This window comes from Nitrospinaceae bacterium (assembly GCA_018669005.1).
Classification (GTDB): Bacteria; UBA8248; UBA8248; order UBA8248; family UBA8248; genus UBA8248.
The window spans coordinates 1-16,191 of record JABJAL010000129.1; the positions used below are offsets into that span (position 1 = coordinate 1).

Sequence of the window (16,191 nt, forward strand, 5' to 3'; positions counted from 1 at the left end):
AAAAATTGGAGCGGGAAACGGGACTCGAACCCGCGGCCCTCAGCTTGGAAGGCTGATGCTCTACCAACTGAGCTATTCCCGCCCAAGCCATCATGTCGAAAATTAAATTCGACAAATCTAAAAATTGGTGGGGAGGGGAGGATTCGAACCTCCGAAGGCTGAGCCGTCAGATTTACAGTCTGATCCCTTTGACCACTCGGGAACCTCCCCAGATCTGCATCTATTCCCTCTGCGAAGGTTCCTCCACGCCCCTAAAAATGGAGCTGGCGAGAGGAATTGAACCTCCGACCCGCTGATTACAAATCAGCCGCTCTACCGCTGAGCTACGCCAGCCAGCAAAGGCGCTGTAAAATAGGGCTAACGTCCCTACATGTCAAGCCTTAGCGAAGTCAGGATTGTCCTTTTTCGGAACACCATGAATAATATTCGATTTAGCTGCCTGAGAGACTATCTCACAAAGCAGAATTCCTGCGGCAACCGACACATTCAGAGAGCTAACTATACCCCCAGAAAGCGGAATACGCACCCCTATATCACAGTTTTTACGTACTAACCGCCGGACACCCTTCCCCTCGCTCCCGAGAACAAGAGCAGCGGGCAAAGGGAGGGCATCACCACTCCCTAATACAACTTCGCCTTCAGGATCTCCAGCAATAGCCCAATAACCCGCCTTTTTGACCGCTTCCACAGCTCTGGACATGTTCGTAACGCAAGCCAACGGCAAGCTCTCGATGGCTCCGGCCGCCGCCTTGGCTACTGAAGAGGTCAATTCCGCCGCCGAATCCTTGGGCCAAAGAGCCCCACCGGCGCCGAGAGCCGCAGCCGTTCGGAGAATTGCCCCCAAATTACGAGGATCCTGGATCCCATCCAGGAGTAAAATTGGGGGTTTTTCGAGTGGCAATACTTCCAAAAACGCATCTAATGTCAGTATTGGTGTGGGATGCACCTCCACGGCCATCCCTTGATGCTGACGGCTACCAGCCAATTCATCGAGCCGCCCAGTTGGGATTTCATCAACTGAAATTCCCTCTTCTTGGGCCATCTCCCTCGCTTTAGTGCCAAGCTCGCCTTTTCGTCCAGGCGCAATGAAAAGACGTTTGACCCTCACTGGCCCCCTGGCTAGAGCCGCCAATGTAGCGTGCACGCCGCAGATGACCTCGCGACCCTTTTTGGGGGACATCTTAAGGCCTTCGCTTCCAAATTGTATCCGACGAGCCATCTTCTAGTAAGATACCCGCCTCGGCCAACTCATCCCGAATTCGGTCGGCCTCAGAAAAATCTTTTAAATTACGGGCCTCGTTCCTACTCGAAATGAGTCCCTCGATATCACTCTCTGAAAACTCTCTACTCGCGAGCCCATCTTCCACATTGGCACCTCCTGGGACATCACCGCGCTGTGGCTGGCGAAACCACTCGTCCGGCTCCATGCGAAAAAGGCCGAGAATCTCTCCTACCTCGCGATAAACCTCAAGCGCTGGCCGCGCTGCTTCCTCGGGAATATGCCAGCCCCCCCCTTGGAGTACAGCATTGGATTCGCGCATAAAATCGAACACATGCCCTAGCGCAAGGGCAGTATTGAAATCATCGTCCATCGCGAGCGTGAAGTTCTTTCTGAATTTGGCAGCGACGGATTCCATTTTCTTTTTGAGACCCTCTCCACCACTAGTGGCATATTGCCTGAGACGAAGAATAGAGTTGTAAAGACGATCTAGACCTTTTCTCGCCTCAAGCATCACCTGATCAGAGTAATCCACAGGATGACGGTAATGTGTTCCCAGCAGGAAAAACCGCACTACCTCAGCGGGATGTTCTTCGAGAATCGCTTTGATAGTGAAGAAATTTCCCTTCGATTTGCTCATCTTCTCATGATTAATATGCACCATCCCGTTGTGCATCCAATAGCGCACCCAATCATGCCCGGTGCATCCCTCGCTCTGGGCAATTTCGTTTTCATGGTGGGGAAAAACCAAGTCATTTCCACCGCCATGAATATCGAATTTTTCACCTAGATATCGGCTCGACATGACGGAGCACTCCAGATGCCAGCCCGGACGACCATTACCCCAAGGGCTCTCCCAGTAAGGCTCCTCAGGCTTCGCCGCTTTCCAAAGAGTGAAATCCAGGGGATTGCTCTTGCCCTCGCCAGGCTCGATGCGGTAGCCAGACTCTAGATCCTCGGTCGATCGTTTCGAGAGCTTTCCGTAGCTCTTAAATTTAGAGATATCGTAGTAAACATCGCCGCTATCGGCCCGGTAGGCAATCCCTTTCTCTTCAAGAGTTCGTACCATCTCGATCATCTCTGGTATATGCTCTGTCGCGCGGGGAAAGACATCTGCCCGCTTTACACCCAGGGCGTCCATGTCTGTGTGGTACCTCTGTATATACTCATCAGTCAGCTCGGCTATGGGAATCTTACGTCGGTTCGCACGAATAATTATTTTATCGTCGATGTCCGTAAAATTGCAGACGAAAGTTACTTTATTCCCCTTGTATTCAAGATGGCGCCGGATGACATCAAAAACGATTGCGGCTCGCGCATGACCGAGATGGCAGTCGTCGTAAACCGTAACCCCGCATACGTACATTTTCACGTGCTCCGGCTCCAACGTTTCAAGCATCTCTTTTTTTCTAGTCAATGTGTTGTAGAGCTGAATGGACAAGGGAAACACTCCGAAAACAAAAAATCAGATAAAAAGCAATATTTCGAGATAACACTTAAGGGCGGGAATTTGTCATGCAAAACGGAAGCTCGTCAAGGGTTCTTCTCAATTAGAGTACAGACAGCATGTGCGGCCATCCCCTCGCCACTACCAGTGAAGCCCAAACCCTCGCTAGTTGTTGCTTTCACCCCAATGGAATCAGTGGACAATCCGAGCACAGCGGCAAGCCGCTCCTTAATTTCTGCTATGTGGGGCGAAAGCTTGGGTATCTCGGCGATAACCACACAATCGACATTGTATGGATAAAAATCCTTCTCACTAACCAACGATACGATCTGCCGGAGGAGTTCCATGCTGTCTGCACCAGCATATTGTGGATCCGTATCCGGGAAATGGGTACCAATATCTCCGAGCGCGGCAGCTCCCAAAATAGCATCGGAAATCGCATGGGCAAGAACATCTGCATCGGAGTGCCCCACCAACCCTTTATCAAAAGGAATCCTCACCCCGCCAATTATGAGCGGTCGGCCCATCTCCAGGCGATGAACGTCGTAGCCCACTCCGATTCGAGTCAATTTCCTCCTCCGGATGATGAAAAAGCCTCACCCGCCTCCTCTTGCCGCGCCAGACAAACCTCAGCCAGAGCAAGATCCTCAGGTGAGGTAATTTTGAAGTTGAATCTTGAGCCATTAACGAGCCTCACCTGGACACCTAGAGCCTCAAGAAGTGAGGACTCATCAGTACCTTCAAAAACTTTATCCGAGGCCGTTGAGAGCGCCCGCTCCAGCAAATCACGGCGAGCAACTTGGGGCGTTTGTGCCAACCACAACTCATCACGCGCAACCGTCTCTTTCACAAACTCTCCTCCGTCATCGCGCTTAACGGTATCGCTCATAGGAAGTGCCGCGATAGAGGCCCCAGTCTCCTGCGCTGCCATGAGGCATAATTCGATAAGGCCCTGTGGAAGCAAAGGCCTTGCACCATCGTGTACCACCACCCATTCCACCTTGGGGGGCAAAGCAGCAAGACCATTGGCAACCGAATGCTGGCGCTCTAAGCCCCCAGCCACAGGGAAAAGCGGCACAGTCAGATCATCAGGCAATTCAACAGAGCTTAATTCGGCAAATGGAAGAGCAAGCGCGATACAACTTATCAGGCCCTCTCGTGAAATACGCCTGAGGGTGTGATGAAGAATCGGAACACCGCCCAATTCCCGGAACTGCTTGGCCACCGGACCAGGCAAACGCCTCCCTCCGCCGGCCGCCGGAATGACGGCACCCACTTTTTCAGCCGGAGGAACGATTGTCATTTTTTAAAATCCCGCAAAAAAAGGAGCGCCCAAGTGGATGATTCTCAGCCGCCGTTTCTGGTCGAATCGGAATCATCCTTTATCTTGGTGAAAATCATCCTTCCCGCAGTAGTTTGCAACACGCTAGTTACAGAAACAGATACTTTATCGCCGATATGCTCTCTGGCCTGATCGACGACAACCATCGTCCCATCATCAAGATAACCGACACCCTGCCCAAACTCCTTGCCCTCTTTGAGCACAAGTACATTCATCACCTCGCCCGGAAGAACGACAGGCTTCACCGCGTTTGCCAACTCATTAATGTTAAGAACCGAAACCCCCTGAAGCTCTGCCACCTTATTCAGGTTAAAATCATTCGTCATGACCTTTCCGCTCGTCTCCTTTGCCAAAAGAACGAGCTTCGAGTCAACTTCGCGTACTTTTGGGAAATCAGTTTCTACTATTCTAATATCCAGACTCGGGTTTTGCTGAATCTTCTTGAGAATGTCCAGCCCACGTCGGCCCCGATTACGCTTCAAAGAGTCCGACGAATCAGCAATCATCTGAAGTTCATGAAGAACGAATTTGGGTAGTATAAGAGGCCCATCCAAAAAACCGGCCTCGCAAATATCGGCAATTCTGCCGTCAATTATGACACTGGTGTCAAGAATCTTTTCGAACACCTTACCTTCAGCCCGCCCCCCGGATGGCATTTCAGGGTTTCCAAATAGTCGAGCCCCATGAGCAGCACCAACGGCATTGGCTATATAGGCACAAATTAAGCCGATAAGAAGCGCCGCTAGAGAGCGCGACGTGAAAGGCACGTTTTTACCAATCATTGCCATTACCGCAAATGAAGCCGCGAGACCAAGGATCAACCCTGCGAGTCCACCAATCACACGGCCTATGCTCATTCTTATGAGACGCGATACAAAAGCAAAGGACCACAGAGCCGCTAAAGCTCCCGTTAATGCCCCCAGCCACATCCCGCTTACAGTCGAATATAGAGAAAGCCCTAAAAATGCTCCCAGCATGGAAACCGTCGCAACAACAACTACTCGCCCACCAAGATGATAATTATCTACTCCACTCTTTTTCCCGACATCAAAATCCGAAGGCCCCGCTCTTGAGCTTTGATTCGTTTTGTCCATGATCCCTCCTCCTAAAGGAAGGGGCAGCATTTAAGACGGCGATATGATCACTCTCCTGCCCGTATAAAAGTCCCACTTTTGCCACCCGTTTTTTTAACAAGACGGACGGCGGTAATAGTCATCTCTTTATCAACGGCTTTGCACATATCATAAATTGTTAAAGACGCCACACTCACAGCCATCAACGCTTCCATTTCAACACCAGTCCGATCGCGTGCCCGTACAATAGCCTCCACTTCAAGACATCCACCCTCTTGTGCAGGTTCAAAATTTATCTCAACACTGGTCAAGCGCAGGGGATGGCACATCGGGATCAGATCCGAGCAGTTCTTGGCCCCCATGACTCCAGCAATACGTGCGGTTCCCAGAACATCTCCCTTGGGAAGCCCCCCATCAAGAATTAGCCTAAGAGTTTCAGACTTCATCTCAACACTACCCCTGGCAACCGCCTCACGCGCGGTTTCAGGCTTCTCACCAACCTCGACCATTCGGGCCCGGCCTTTTTCATCAAGATGGGTCAACTCCTGTGCCATACAATCTCCAAATCAAGGCGATTCAAACTCTTAATAGACCCCTCTCCATTCGAGGAGAACATAAAGTAGTATACATCCCCTCACCTCGAAACGGAAAAAATTTGGTCATCCAACTTGACGCAGAACGACATAAAATCGAAATAACTAATTGAATATAAAACAGTTAAAATTATTATGGGGGTTTTTTGTGAGGAATACCGACACAGTAGAACCAACAACACTATCCGAGGTTCCCTACTCAATGAGAGGAGTTAACTTTCGCCAAGCTTTTGTCCGAGTATTTCCTGGCTACAACTTGGGCAACGTGAGGCCTTGCTGGTTCTGATATTTACCCTTTTTGTCCGCATAGGAAGTTTCACAAACTTCATCACTTTCAAAGAACAGAACTTGAGCAATGCCCTCGTACGCATAAATTTTAGCCGGAAGCGGGGTCGTATTGGAAACCTCGAGAGTCACATACCCCTCCCACTCGGGCTCGAAAGGTGTGACATTTACAATAATGCCACAACGGGCATATGTGCTCTTACCTACACATATTGTCAGGACACTTCTCGGTATCCTGAAATACTCAACAGTCCTCGCAAGCGCAAAAGAATTGGGAGGAATAATGCAGGTGTCCGAAACTACAGTGACCAGAGAGCTCTCATCAAAATTCTTTGGATCAACGATCGTTGAATTAACATTTGTAAAGATTTTGAATTCATTAGCAATACGAATGTCGTAGCCATACGAAGAAACACCATAGGAAATTTTTCCGTCTCTAACCTGATTGGCCTCGAATGGTTCGATCATTTTATTCTCGGTAGCCATGCGGGTAATCCATCGATCAGACTTGATGCTCATCTTTTCTCCTAGCATTTCTCAATGACAACTATCGTGAATATTTCTTAGTGATGTTGGCAGGAACGGGACTCGGAAGAAAAAGCCTCTGAGGTAGGGGAGGAGACTACGCTCCTCCCCTACCCTCAGAGCACGCGCCCCCACCCGCCCGATAGCGGGGGCGTGTGATGCGTAAATTCAAATTTTCAATGGAATGATTAAATCACAACATATAGTGTTTCGTCAACAAAAATACAGCCCCACACCACTACTTATTGTGGATAACAGGTGGACAAATAGGTGGAAATCTAGGAGCAAATTCTGTGGATAAGATGTGAAATAGTGCCGCCGCCCGCGTATCAGTTAACGAAAAATTTTCGCTAAGAGGACCTTAGAAACATGCCATTCCTACCTAAAGGAAAATGGGGACAAACTCTCTAACCGAAGGATGAAAACAGGCTGGGAGCAGTAAAGTCTTACCTAAGTCGCGATGGGTATAATGTCACTTTATTTTCACGTCGAAGTTTTACGAGAAGGGCTTCGTACATCTCGTGGCGGCGAATATCTAAAACGATTTTTTTTACTTGAGATTTCACATCCTCAAAATTGGCTTCAGCATCATCCCTTTTTTCACTCACCCGCAACAATTGCCATCCCATCGGCGTTTGAATCGGATCGCTTACCTTTCCTATAGGAAGAGTGAATGCCTCTTTTTCAAGATTGCTATCAATTTCTCCACGTTTAATGAGCCCCAAGGTACCTCCTCGCTTGCGCGAGGATTCGAATATTGAACGCTCTTTGGCAACATCCTCAAAAATGGCACCGCCCCGTATCCTCTCAAGAACTGATTCAGCTTCCTCTTTAGAGGGAAGCACAATATGACTGATACGTACCGCCGCCTTTCGCACAAATTGATGACGGTTGTCATCAAAAAAACGGCGCAACGTTTTATCGTCAATAGGTTTTAACTTTTGGCGTAAATGACTGACAAGCTCTTGAATTAAAATTTGCATCCTCGCCAACTGAATACGAGATTGCACTTTAGGAGAAAAATCCAATTGTCGACGTAGCGCCTCTTGATAAAGAAGCTCGGTTTGAACCAGATGCTTGAGAAATTTTTTCTTGCGCTCAAGCGCAGCAACCCCAACCTCAATCGGAAGCACCGCCAATTGATCGGAAATCATATCGAGTGTAATTTTCCGTCCATTTACAACAGCCACCACAATTCCTATTTTCTTTTTAATAATCCTTTTTGATTTCACAGAATTTTTGGGTGTGTGTTTTTGTAAATGGGCTTTCGCTGCAAACGAAGAGTCTTCAAGGTTTGCAATGAAAAACAAGCCCAAAAAAAACACTCCCAATCTCAGCAAGCGAAAATTCATAACATTAGAACTCCGAAAAAAAGGATTCGATTCGAAAATAACAGAAAGAGAATAGCCAAAATCTATCACACAGCCAGTCTATTTTCGGACAGACATCTAAAAATCCAACTGGTATAAAAAGCAGCACTTTTTTATCTCAGTTGAATATCAATCATTTCATGCAGAAAAAAATGCCACCAAGAAGAACAGGTATACCGCGTAGATCGAGATAAAAATCAGACCACCCACGCGTCCTACTTTCCCGCGCAACACTGCAAGAAGAAGGAGAAGTCCCATAAGAGAGAGCATCACTGGAAAATCAAGCACAAACATCTGCCTCTCAATTTTCAACGGAACGATAAACGCTGCCCCACCCAAAACAAGAGTGATATTTAGGACATTAGCCCCCACGACATTACCGACGGCAATATCTCCATGTCCTCGGAGCGAGGAGGAGACCGCTGTTATCAACTCTGGAAGCGAAGTACCCAAAGCCACTAGAGTGAGCCCGATGAGCAATTCGGACACCCCTGCCGCACGCGCGAAAATCGTCGCATTCTGAACAATGAGTATACTTCCCCCGACGACACACAATCCGCCCAAAAAGAAATTCCGGGTGATATTCCCCCAATCGTTCGGTTCGTTTTCAAGACTCCCACCACCGCTTTCCCAGCCAGATTGGCGAACCATTACCCAAAGGAAAAAAACAGTCCCAACTAGCAGAAGAAAACCTTCCTGTCTCCCCAATTGCCCATCAAAACTCAAAAAAACAAGAACAACCCCAGCAAGCAACATGAAAGCACCATGAACCCGAACCGTCATGCGAGGTATTTTCACCCCTTGAATTGCCGAGGCAACTGCCAGAATTAGCCCAATATTGCAAATTGTTGAACCAACAGCGTTGCCAACGGATGTCTCAGGGTGTCTTAGATAGGCGGCAATCCACGAGACGCTAATCTCTGGAGTAGTTGTCGCGAGACTGACTATAGTTGCACCGACAAAGATTTTAGGGATACCCGTCGCATCAGCAATTCCCACCGAGCCGTCCGTGAACCAAGAAGCCCCTTTGATAACAGCACCAACTCCAAAAACAAAGAACAACAAATTCAACCAAATAGGAAGGCTCTCGAAAAATGACTCCACTAAAAAAACCCCTTAACAAACCCGCTCGTTCATGCTCAAAACGAAAATTTTGTTCCAGATAAAATAGAGAATTTAGATAGTTCCTGACATCCCAGATGAAAGACTTAAAACGCAAAAACACCAGTTAGGATATATGGCCTTTTTCTTAGTATGGCTAAAAGCTTTGGCTTTTCCACCCCAGACAGGAGATAAATAGGGTATATTGATTGCCGTTAATAAGCTACAACTTTCCCAATTGTCCTGTTAAATTTCTCCGCCCGGGAGATAAATCAGCAAGTTGACGGGGAAGGGAGCACCTGCTAAATAGCTCTCAAAATGTATCTGTTCGCTAGAATCATAGTCATTAATAGAAACAGCATTTCAATGATTTTCGATTGATGTAACTGATTTTGCGCTCGAAATTTTTCTTAGCCAGTTACTTAAAGGAATACTAGCATGCAGAGCCAAGATTCCGTCGTTAAAATTTATGACCGATGGGGCAAAATCTACGATATTATTTTCAAGTGGATTTTCAGTGAAGGTCGGGATGTTGGCGTTGAAATGCTCGACTTAAAACCGGGAGAAACACTCCTTGAAGTCGGCGTTGGGACAGGACTTTCTCTCCCGCTTTATCCACGATACAGCAAGATTTCTGGTATCGACATCTCCCCAAAGATGCTCGAAAAAGCATTGGAAAAAGTTGCAGAGTACAGACTAACCAATATAGAACTCGATGTTATGGATGCACAGAAAATGGACTACCCTGATAATAGTTTCGATTGCGTAACAGCCTGCTACGTAGTCAGTGCAGCACCAGATCCTCTTAAAGTCGTTTCGGAAATATGCCGTGTATGCAAGCCAGGTGGCAGAATAGTTTTCATTAATCACTTCAAAAGCCACAACCGCTTACTCGCCGCATTTGAAACCCTTATCAATGGTGTTTGTAAGAAATTCGGATGGGAGACAACTCTAGATTTAGATGCACTTCTAGAGGCCACAAATCTTTCTCCAAGAGCTACCGAGAAGGTAAACTTGTTTGACTACTGGCGCGCAGTTCTCTGTATAAATCCCGAAAAATAATTCTCCACGAAATATGAATCACATCCTTCCACCTCGTACCGTGACAACATCCCTCGCGTGCACCGAGGAGCACAATGGAAATCCCAAACAATACAACAGGAATAGTCTTCGCTATTATCGCTTCATTTTCATGGGCAATTTTTGCCTTTACCATAAAATACGCACTCGATGGCGCATCGGTTCTTAAAACCGCCGCTGGAGTCAACGGTTTAAATGCTATTACCGTAACTATCGTGACTCTTTTGATAATTCCACCTTCTGCATTTATTCCAGAGCACAACGAGACATACATTCATTTAGGCCTCGCCGGGCTTTTCCATATAGGCATCTCTCGGATTATTTTCTACACTGCAATTGACCGCTTAGGACCCAACAGATCAATACCAGTCGCAATGAGTTATCCGATCATCACCGCTCTGACCTCCGCCTGGCTTCTCGGAGAAGCTATAACTTGGCAAATTTTTTTTGGGCTTATTCTCTTGTTGGCAGGAATTACTTTTATCGTTAACGCCGATGCCCCCCGCACTCAAAAGGACAAAAACACCGCCGCTACATGGAGATTAGTAGGTTGGGTCTGCGCGGGCTTCACCTCACTGCTATGGGGCGTTGCAGCGACATTCTTTAAAAAGGCTGCACTCGATATGCATCCTCTCGCCGTATCTTCTATCGCTCTCTGGATAGGATTTATTGTCTCATTTTTTGCTGCCCGCCTACTCGACCCCGAAGGAGTAGTCCCAGCCCGTTCCTGGCGGTGGATTCTAGTGTCTGCCTGTTGCCAGACTGCAGCAGTTCCATTTTACATCCTCGCCTTCACTCACACGCTTGCAGTTCGAGTAACGGCCATCGTCTCTGCCCAGCCATTAATTGTAATTCCTATAGGCTGGCTCATAATGCGTGAATCAGAAAACATCACCCCTCGTCTCATTGCGGGGGCAACACTTGCTGTTGGGGGTACAATTCTCGTCATCATCTGACCAGAGACCCGTTCCCAAATTTTTCTCACGCCTCATTTCGCTCCATGAAAGCAAGTGGTATAAATCTTTTAACTTAAACACCTCGTTAGACAACAAGGAGACAAAGCATGGGCGAAGTGATTCACGTAACGAAAGCTAGAGTTGTTAAAGAACCTGGAAAAGGCATGAAAACGGCCTTTCTCGACGCTTTTCCCGATGAGCCGATTCCCTACGGAATTCATGGCGGCATCATGAATTATTACAAGGCAAAACCTGAAGTGGAGCGGCCCGCGACGCTGGATCATCTCGTCGCCGCCGTTGCCGGCTGACTCACCGGCAATATGGGAGGCGCGCTGGATGCGCGTGGGATAAAGAGTTCACCGGATAACCTAGTCGGACATGTCGAAGGCATTATCGAGGATGTGGACGGCACGGCACTAATTACGAAAATCAAGATCAACTACAAGGTTCGAATTCCCAAGGGAAAGCGCGAGGAGGCCGAGCGCGCCTTGAGTGTCCACGATCTGGGATGCCCCGCCAGCCAGAGCGTGCAACGCGGCATTATTGTTGAACACACGGCCGAATTCGAGGAAGTGGACGAATAGGCGAGAACCTCAAAAATCCCTTCGCGTCATTCTAAGGCGCGGGGGGATTTTTTTTGTCCGAAAAGCCTCTTGTTTAGCTAGCTTTGCCTACTTTTGCGCACGCTCCCCGCGGTGAAGGGCCCAGAGCCCGGCGCACGCCGCAGCAATCACCCCCGCATAGCCCGCCACGCCAGCCCAGGTGCCCACCAACAGCGCGCCCAGGGCAAACATCGCCCCAAAGGTGGCAAGGCTTGAGAGCAGCCAGCGCGCGACCATCCGGCCCAGAGGCTCAGCCTCAGACTCGCCAGATTCAGGCCCCGCCGCAGGCTCGCCCGCCGCAGACCTCTCTGCGCCCAGCGCCCTGATGGGGCCCCATGCCCCCGGGGGGCGAACGTCTTTGTGGAAGGCAAGGAGAATATCTCGATCCACCGATTGACTGCACCATGTCGCACATATCATGGCCAGCCCCCCGGCGCACGCCTCCCACAGTATAATCTCAGCAAATTCAGGTACTTGTGCACCCATGTTCAGCCACAGGGCAACACCGAAGGCCGCCGCCATCCCCGCCGCCTCGGTCCAGGCCGTTGTTCGCCACCAGAGCCAGCGCAGGATTACCGGCAGCCCCAGCCCCGCGCCGAGTGAAATATTGAACTTCCAGGCCCACTCAATGCTCCCGATGCGCGAGGCCACGGCCAGCGAGCCCAGCGTCATGAGCACCACCCCGATACGGCAGGCCGCCACCAACTCCCGCCTGCCCGCTGTGGGGCGAATAAAGCGCGCGTAGAGGTCGTTAACCAGATAACTGGCCCCCCAGTTCAGATGAGTGTCCACCGTGCTCATGAAGGCCCCTAAAAGGCCCACAAGCGACAAACCCAGCAGCCCCGCAGGCAACAATTCGGCCATAAGCAATGGATAAACTGCCTCCCGGTCGGCGAGCGCCCGCGCCGCCGCAGTGCCCACAGCCGCATCCATCCCCTTGGGAAACACCACCAGCCCCACCAGCCCGATTAAAATCCAGGGCCAGGGCCGAATCACATAGTTCGCAAAGGCAAACAGGCGCATCCCCTTTTGGGCGTCCTTCGGCGTCGCCGCCGCGCTAAGCCGCTGGGCCACATAGCCCCCGCCGTCTGCATTCCCATGCGCCCACCAGACAACAAACAAAAACACCGCCACCACCTGCCAGCCAGCCCACTCGGCCCCCGAGGGCGGCGTGAACGACAAAATCGCCTCCGCCCCTGCCGCGCCATATATTTCCCCTAACTTCTCGACCAGCCCCGATAGGCCGCCCACATGCGCCACCGCAATCCAGGCAAAAATAATTCCCCCCACCAGCGCAATTAAAAACTGAAACAGATCCGTCAACATCACCCCGCGCAAGCCCCCCGCGCTCGCGTAGGCCCCAACCAGCAAAACCAGCAGCGCCACCGTCACCGTCTCGTTCACCGTCCCTAGTACAAACGCCGCAGGCCAATTTCCCTCAATCGCCGCCCAGACGCCCCCCGGCAGTATTTCACTCCAGCGCACAAACGGCGCCGCAATTTTCCCCATCGCCCGAAACACCCAGCCCATCACAATCAGATTCACGATGCAGGACGAATACACCGCCTTGAACGCCCGAAGCGCCGCCCCCGGCCCTGGCCCGTATCTTTTTTCCACCAATTCTGCGTCCGTCACCACCCCGGCCCGCCGCCAGAGCGGCGCAAAAAACGTCGCCACCCCCATCGAGCCAATTAGTCCCGCCCACCAAAACCAATTGCCCGATATCCCCCGGCTCGCCACAATCCCCGCCACAACCAGCGGCGTGTCCGAGGCAAACGTCGTCGCCACCATGCTGATGCCCACCCACCACCACGGCAGCGAGCGCCCCGCCACAAAATACGACGCCAAACTCGTAGACGCCGCCTTCGACGTCCAGACGCCTGCGGCCAAAGCGAACAGGAGATACGCAAATATTAATGTCCAGTCGAGGGTCGATAGCATGGGTAGTTTTTGTTTTTAGGGATTTCGGGTTTTGGGGCGGTAGGGTGTTTCAGGAATGCTACTTCAAATCGACTTCGATGCCCAACCATTCGAAAAGGTTGTCATTCTGAGCGAAGCGAAGAATCTGCTTGATTAGATGCATGGCTAATTTGAAGCCATGAAACCGATCTGTTGCTTGTTTTCGGAAACCGAGAACATAACCAGAAGTCCGTCAACTTTGGCCTTAAAGAAAGTGGAAAGGCAACGATCTCCGTTGCCGTAATGCATCGCCTCGGGTGGAATTTTAAATCTCGACAAATCGGCTCCTAGAGACTCTAAGTCGTTAATAATACTATGAAACAAGTCGATAAATTCACTTCTCGCCGTAGTATCTGGAATGTTCCCCTGTAAACCTAACAACTGCGCGTGGGCCATACGGATGATTGATTCTGGTGATTCTTCAGCCATTATTTCCACTCCCTGCAAGAAAGACTGCCACAATCAGGAAACCTTCAGGAGAATTGTTCAATAAATTCAATTGGCTCGTAAACTTCCACTCCAGCCTCTTTCGCTTTTGCAGAAAGTTTTTGATCGCGTGTAATCAGGGGGATATTTTCACCTTTAGCATAAGCCATAAAAATAAAATCCCCGGCCCTGATGTAAGGAAGCTCTGGAGAGAAGTATTTTTTAAAAAAACTTTCATCGATTGGTACGGGAATAAATACCCATCCATTTTCTTCATTGAGTGACTTATCAATAATAAGATTCCCACTTAGCTTACTATGCGCCATCGCACACGCCACTTCGAACATTCCGTGCATCGGCATCATAATTTCTATTTTATTTTCCTTGATGAAGGCGTGAAGTCTCATACCCTCTTCATGGAAGGAACTGGATTCAAGCGCAACATTCACCAAAACACTGGTATCAACGACAACTCTCATCTAATTCATTTCTCCGTTCTTCCTGTTGAAGCTGGAATTCCTCACTTTCTACCACTGATTGAAGAAGTTCCATCTGGCGGGCAAGAATCTCACTCTCTTGATGGCTCATTTCAGTGGCGTCTTTTTGAGAAATTGTCTGCATGAGAAATTCTTTATCTTCTTCCCCAAGCACATATTTTAAAATCGCCATTTCACGGGAGGTAACATTATTTCCGTTAGCTTCAAGCAGACCAAGAAGAATCTTTTGCCCCGATCCATCGAGGAGAGCTTTTGCGAATACCTTAGAAAAGTCTCCAGAGTCTACATCGCTTGAAATAACAAACGACCACGGTTCAATTTGTGGTTTTAGTTGCCCGCCGGGGAAAAATCCTTCCAATATCCAACCAATAAGTAAGATAGCGCCCCCACCGATAGAAAAGGCAACCGGCACTACCAGAATTCCAAGCCCAACGGCAGTTAGCAACGGGTATCCCGCTGACCACACAAGGAAAATTGTCAGACCGCCCAAAACAAATCCGGAAACTGCTCCAATAGCAATTGCAATCCGCCTAAAACCTTCGTGAACACGCGCTCTGAGAGAGTCCACAATCAACCCGCCGACTTTTTCGTTTATTTTATTTTTACCTGCTCATAAAAGAGCCACACCACTATGGCCGTATTTTCAAGAGGTCTTCCTTAAGAATATCTGCCTCAAGAACAATTTCTTTTCGAGCTACTTCGTAATCCTCTTTCCGATGAGGCAGTCTTTCCCTTCCATTCATAGTGCTGAAGAAGCCTGTCTCAGAAACTATCCCCTCTAATTTGTCAGCTCTCACAGTCAAACGACCATAATATCGAACAATTTGTTCGGGTAATGGACTTGGAAGTAACCCTAATTTTTCTGATGACGCATCAAATACTGATCGGGCATTTCCCAATCTTTTACATCTTTCCTTAATTATATCCATTCTTTTTGGGTCTAAATTGTTTATATCTAAGTCAACATCCGCCAACTCTCCAGCGACAGAAACCTCGGCAATTAGTGCGTCAATAAAGCCCCTTGTTTGGTCGCGTCTCTCAACGTCCCTGCTTCTTGAGGAAAGCACCCATGTAATTACCCCTCCGGCCAAAGCTCCCAGGAGGACTAAAGCGATTTCCATATCCGTGTTCCCTCTTTACTGTTCTTTCCTCGCCCGCCTTGGCCACGCGCTCAAGCACCTACCAAGAATTTTTCTCGTCTGATTATTTCTCTTCCGACTTCTTCTCTTTCTCTTCTTCTTTTTCCTCGAACTTCACCTTGGACTTCGGCACCGTGCATTCTTCCTTGTTAGCGGCGAACTGGCGCAGATTTCTGTTGCGGTGGCGAAGAGCGGAAAGCTCGACGGCCTCTTTGCCCTTCACGTCCATGAAGAACCACGGAACGATTAAAAATATGCCGGTGATGCCCAGGGCCACATTTTTGCCGATGGTGGAATCTTTTTCGCTGGCAAGATGAATCATCTGGGCCTCATTCGAGGCGATTTCGGCCTTGAGGCTGGTGCAGCTTCGTTTTTCATCGCCCGGCTGATAACTCAAAACCGCGTTCGGGGCCGACCCGGCGCAACCCGAAAGAACCAGGACCATCGCCCCGCACACGCATTTTCTCCACATACTCGTTTCCCCTTGAGTGGCAAATATGACTAAATATTTTTTGTTAATCTGATAAAATAGTTATAGTGTATTGTGATAATTGAAACAACGAGGCCCCCCCCCCCC

General features: G+C 49.3%; 19 protein-coding genes and 3 tRNA genes. 4 read left to right on the forward strand and 18 right to left on the reverse strand.

Annotation, left to right across the window (positions count from 1 at the left end; all coding sequences use genetic code 11):
• Nucleotides 1-6: 6 nt before the first annotated feature.
• From HOJ95_18855 to HOJ95_18910, 12 genes are all read right to left on the reverse strand, one after another.
• Nucleotides 7-82, reverse strand: a tRNA-Gly gene (locus HOJ95_18855).
• Between the two features lie 43 nt (nucleotides 83-125).
• Nucleotides 126-210: transfer RNA gene (locus HOJ95_18860), tRNA-Tyr, on the reverse strand.
• 48 nt (nucleotides 211-258) lie between these two features.
• Nucleotides 259-333 (reverse strand) — tRNA-Thr (locus HOJ95_18865).
• A 40-nt stretch (nucleotides 334-373) separates the two neighbouring features.
• A complete protein-coding gene (gene rlmB, locus HOJ95_18870; protein ID MBT6396753.1) occupies nucleotides 374-1,180 on the reverse strand; it encodes a 23S rRNA (guanosine(2251)-2'-O)-methyltransferase RlmB in 807 nt (268 codons plus the stop codon).
• Between the two features lies 1 nt (nucleotide 1,181).
• Nucleotides 1,182-2,660, reverse strand: a complete 1,479-nt coding sequence (locus tag HOJ95_18875) for a cysteine--tRNA ligase (protein ID MBT6396754.1) — start codon at nucleotides 2,658-2,660, stop codon at nucleotides 1,182-1,184.
• Between the two features lie 92 nt (nucleotides 2,661-2,752).
• Nucleotides 2,753-3,235 (reverse strand): 2-C-methyl-D-erythritol 2,4-cyclodiphosphate synthase, encoded by a 483-nt coding sequence (locus HOJ95_18880; protein MBT6396755.1) that lies wholly within the window; start codon nucleotides 3,233-3,235, stop codon nucleotides 2,753-2,755.
• Nucleotides 3,232-3,969, reverse strand: a complete 738-nt coding sequence (gene ispD / locus HOJ95_18885; protein MBT6396756.1) for a 2-C-methyl-D-erythritol 4-phosphate cytidylyltransferase — start codon at nucleotides 3,967-3,969, stop codon at nucleotides 3,232-3,234. Before ispD ends, HOJ95_18880 begins: the two co-directional genes overlap by 4 nt.
• Nucleotides 3,970-4,013: 44 nt before the next feature.
• Nucleotides 4,014-4,985 (reverse strand): TRAM domain-containing protein, encoded by a 972-nt coding sequence (locus HOJ95_18890; protein ID MBT6396757.1) that lies wholly within the window; start codon nucleotides 4,983-4,985, stop codon nucleotides 4,014-4,016.
• Between the two features lie 164 nt (nucleotides 4,986-5,149).
• The gene (gene moaC, locus HOJ95_18895) at nucleotides 5,150-5,635 is read right to left on the reverse strand and encodes a cyclic pyranopterin monophosphate synthase MoaC (protein ID MBT6396758.1); all 486 of its coding nucleotides are present in this window, start codon (nucleotides 5,633-5,635) and stop codon (nucleotides 5,150-5,152) included.
• A gap of 288 nt (nucleotides 5,636-5,923) precedes the next feature.
• Complete coding sequence (locus HOJ95_18900) at nucleotides 5,924-6,478, reverse strand: dCTP deaminase (GenBank protein ID MBT6396759.1); 555 nt, start codon at nucleotides 6,476-6,478, stop codon at nucleotides 5,924-5,926.
• Nucleotides 6,479-6,930: 452 nt separating this feature from the next.
• Nucleotides 6,931-7,836: a hypothetical protein gene (locus HOJ95_18905; GenBank protein MBT6396760.1), complete on the reverse strand. Its 906-nt coding sequence runs from the start codon at nucleotides 7,834-7,836 to the stop codon at nucleotides 6,931-6,933.
• Nucleotides 7,837-7,992: 156 nt separating this feature from the next.
• Nucleotides 7,993-8,958 carry a calcium/sodium antiporter gene (locus tag HOJ95_18910; GenBank protein ID MBT6396761.1) on the reverse strand — a complete coding sequence of 322 codons (966 nt, stop codon included), beginning with the start codon at nucleotides 8,956-8,958 and terminating at the stop codon, nucleotides 7,993-7,995.
• A 435-nt stretch (nucleotides 8,959-9,393) separates the two neighbouring features.
• On the opposite strand from HOJ95_18910, the gene HOJ95_18915 reads away from it, so the two are divergent.
• The 4 genes from HOJ95_18915 to HOJ95_18930 all read left to right on the forward strand — a co-directional run bounded on the left by HOJ95_18915 (nucleotide 9,394) and on the right by HOJ95_18930 (nucleotide 11,575).
• Nucleotides 9,394-10,017: a methyltransferase domain-containing protein gene (locus HOJ95_18915; GenBank protein ID MBT6396762.1), complete on the forward strand. Its 624-nt coding sequence runs from the start codon at nucleotides 9,394-9,396 to the stop codon at nucleotides 10,015-10,017.
• A 74-nt stretch (nucleotides 10,018-10,091) separates the two neighbouring features.
• On the forward strand, nucleotides 10,092-10,991 hold the full coding sequence (locus HOJ95_18920; GenBank protein ID MBT6396763.1) for a DMT family transporter: 900 nt from the start codon (nucleotides 10,092-10,094) through the stop codon (nucleotides 10,989-10,991).
• Nucleotides 10,992-11,098: 107 nt separating this feature from the next.
• Nucleotides 11,099-11,299, forward strand: a complete 201-nt coding sequence (locus tag HOJ95_18925) for a hypothetical protein (GenBank protein MBT6396764.1) — start codon at nucleotides 11,099-11,101, stop codon at nucleotides 11,297-11,299.
• 12 nt (nucleotides 11,300-11,311) lie between these two features.
• A complete protein-coding gene (locus HOJ95_18930; protein ID MBT6396765.1) occupies nucleotides 11,312-11,575 on the forward strand; it encodes a hypothetical protein in 264 nt (87 codons plus the stop codon).
• Between the two features lie 87 nt (nucleotides 11,576-11,662).
• On the opposite strand, the gene HOJ95_18935 is transcribed toward HOJ95_18930, so the two are convergent.
• The 6 genes from HOJ95_18935 to HOJ95_18960 form a co-directional block, all read right to left on the reverse strand.
• Nucleotides 11,663-13,534: a Na+:solute symporter gene (locus HOJ95_18935; GenBank protein ID MBT6396766.1), complete on the reverse strand. Its 1,872-nt coding sequence runs from the start codon at nucleotides 13,532-13,534 to the stop codon at nucleotides 11,663-11,665.
• Between the two features lie 144 nt (nucleotides 13,535-13,678).
• Nucleotides 13,679-13,981: a hypothetical protein gene (locus HOJ95_18940; GenBank protein ID MBT6396767.1), complete on the reverse strand. Its 303-nt coding sequence runs from the start codon at nucleotides 13,979-13,981 to the stop codon at nucleotides 13,679-13,681.
• Between the two features lie 44 nt (nucleotides 13,982-14,025).
• Nucleotides 14,026-14,457 carry a PIN domain-containing protein gene (locus HOJ95_18945; GenBank protein ID MBT6396768.1) on the reverse strand — a complete coding sequence of 144 codons (432 nt, stop codon included), beginning with the start codon at nucleotides 14,455-14,457 and terminating at the stop codon, nucleotides 14,026-14,028.
• Nucleotides 14,441-15,043, reverse strand: a complete 603-nt coding sequence (locus HOJ95_18950; GenBank protein ID MBT6396769.1) for a hypothetical protein — start codon at nucleotides 15,041-15,043, stop codon at nucleotides 14,441-14,443. Before HOJ95_18950 ends, HOJ95_18945 begins: the two co-directional genes overlap by 17 nt.
• Before the next feature lie 61 nt (nucleotides 15,044-15,104).
• On the reverse strand, nucleotides 15,105-15,596 hold the full coding sequence (locus tag HOJ95_18955; GenBank protein ID MBT6396770.1) for a hypothetical protein: 492 nt from the start codon (nucleotides 15,594-15,596) through the stop codon (nucleotides 15,105-15,107).
• An 82-nt stretch (nucleotides 15,597-15,678) separates the two neighbouring features.
• Nucleotides 15,679-16,086 (reverse strand): hypothetical protein, encoded by a 408-nt coding sequence (locus tag HOJ95_18960; protein MBT6396771.1) that lies wholly within the window; start codon nucleotides 16,084-16,086, stop codon nucleotides 15,679-15,681.
• Nucleotides 16,087-16,191: the final 105 nt, after the last annotated feature.

Bases quoted from the DNA above. Each gene is read 5' to 3' on its own strand.
- rlmB (MBT6396753.1), bottom strand. From the start codon at position 1,180: ATGTCCCCCAAAAAGGGTCGCGAGGTCATCTGCGGCGTGCACGCTACA.
- ispD (MBT6396756.1), bottom strand. From the start codon at position 3,969: ATGACAATCGTTCCTCCGGCTGAAAAAGTGGGTGCCGTCATTCCGGCG.
- HOJ95_18890 (MBT6396757.1), bottom strand. From the start codon at position 4,985: ATGCTGGGAGCATTTTTAGGGCTTTCTCTATATTCGACTGTAAGCGGG.
- moaC (MBT6396758.1), bottom strand. From the start codon at position 5,635: ATGGCACAGGAGTTGACCCATCTTGATGAAAAAGGCCGGGCCCGAATG.
- HOJ95_18900 (MBT6396759.1), bottom strand. From the start codon at position 6,478: ATGAGCATCAAGTCTGATCGATGGATTACCCGCATGGCTACCGAGAAT.
- HOJ95_18905 (MBT6396760.1), bottom strand. From the start codon at position 7,836: ATGAATTTTCGCTTGCTGAGATTGGGAGTGTTTTTTTTGGGCTTGTTT.
- HOJ95_18915 (MBT6396762.1), top strand. From the start codon at position 9,394: ATGCAGAGCCAAGATTCCGTCGTTAAAATTTATGACCGATGGGGCAAA.
- HOJ95_18920 (MBT6396763.1), top strand. From the start codon at position 10,092: ATGGAAATCCCAAACAATACAACAGGAATAGTCTTCGCTATTATCGCT.
- HOJ95_18925 (MBT6396764.1), top strand. From the start codon at position 11,099: ATGGGCGAAGTGATTCACGTAACGAAAGCTAGAGTTGTTAAAGAACCT.
- HOJ95_18930 (MBT6396765.1), top strand. From the start codon at position 11,312: ATGGGAGGCGCGCTGGATGCGCGTGGGATAAAGAGTTCACCGGATAAC.
- HOJ95_18935 (MBT6396766.1), bottom strand. From the start codon at position 13,534: ATGCTATCGACCCTCGACTGGACATTAATATTTGCGTATCTCCTGTTC.
- HOJ95_18940 (MBT6396767.1), bottom strand. From the start codon at position 13,981: ATGGCTGAAGAATCACCAGAATCAATCATCCGTATGGCCCACGCGCAG.
- HOJ95_18945 (MBT6396768.1), bottom strand. From the start codon at position 14,457: ATGAGAGTTGTCGTTGATACCAGTGTTTTGGTGAATGTTGCGCTTGAA.
- HOJ95_18955 (MBT6396770.1), bottom strand. From the start codon at position 15,596: ATGGAAATCGCTTTAGTCCTCCTGGGAGCTTTGGCCGGAGGGGTAATT.
- HOJ95_18960 (MBT6396771.1), bottom strand. From the start codon at position 16,086: ATGTGGAGAAAATGCGTGTGCGGGGCGATGGTCCTGGTTCTTTCGGGT.